The sequence below is a fragment of the Emticicia agri genome (assembly GCF_004168285.1).
In the GTDB taxonomy this organism is placed as follows: Bacteria; Bacteroidota; Bacteroidia; order Cytophagales; family Spirosomataceae; genus Emticicia; species Emticicia agri.
The window spans coordinates 1-982 of sequence record NZ_SEWF01000123.1 but is presented as its reverse complement, the minus strand read 5'-3'; the positions used below and the strand labels follow the sequence as shown (position 1 = coordinate 982).

The 982-nt window shown below is 44.2% G+C and carries 1 pseudogene; it reads right to left on the bottom strand.

What is annotated here, in order from left to right:
- Window positions 1-982 (bottom strand): annotated as a pseudogene (locus EWM59_RS27990) (hypothetical protein); the annotation flags it as partial.

The window sequence follows — 982 nt, the reverse complement described above, 5'->3', positions numbered from 1 at the left end:
GTCCTACACAAACTGGTGTGTTTGAACCTGCAGTTGGTGCTGGTAAAGCATTAATCACTACCGAAGTAGTGGCTGTGGCACTACAGCCATTGGCATTGGTAACTGTTACTGTATAAACTCCTGCGTTAGCTGATGTTACATTGCTAATGCTTGGATTTTGATTAGTTGAAGTATATGAGTTTGGCCCTGACCAAGCATAAGAAGTTCCACCTGATGCGGTTAGATTTAAAGTTTGTCCTACACAAACTGGTGTGTTTGAACCTGCAGTTGGCGTTGGTAAGGCATTAATGACTACTGTAGTAGTCGCCGTTGCACTACAGCCATTGGCATTCGTAACTGTTACGGTGTAAACTCCTGCATTAGCCGTTGTTACATTACTTATACTTGGATTCTGGCTTGTTGAACTATATGAGTTTGGCCCTACCCATGAATAAGAGGTGCCACCTGATGAAGTCAGATTCAAAGTTTGTCCTACGCAAACTGGGCTATTTGAACCTACGGTTGGCGTTGGCAAAGCATTAATTACTACTGAAGTAGTAGCTGTAGCACTACAGCCATTTGCATTGGTAACTGTTACCGTATAAACTCCGGCTGCCGCTGTAGTTACATTAGTTATGCTTGGGTTTTGGCTTGTTGAACTGTACGAGTTCGGTCCTGACCATGAATAGCTTGTGCCCCCCGTTGCTGTTAGGTTTAAAGTTTGTCCTACACAAACAGGACTGTTTGAACCTGCTGTCGGTGTTGGCAAAGTATTAATCACTACTGACGTTGTAGCTGTGGCACTACAGCCATTGGCGTTGGTTACGGTTACAGTGTAAACTCCGACTGCCGCTGTAGTTACATTACTTATACTTGGATTCTGGCTTGTTGAACTGTACGAGTTCGGTCCTGACCATGAATAGCTTGTGCCACCTGATGCTGTTAAGTTTAAGGTTTTACCTACACAAACTGGTGTGTTTGAACCTACTGTCGGCGTTGGCAA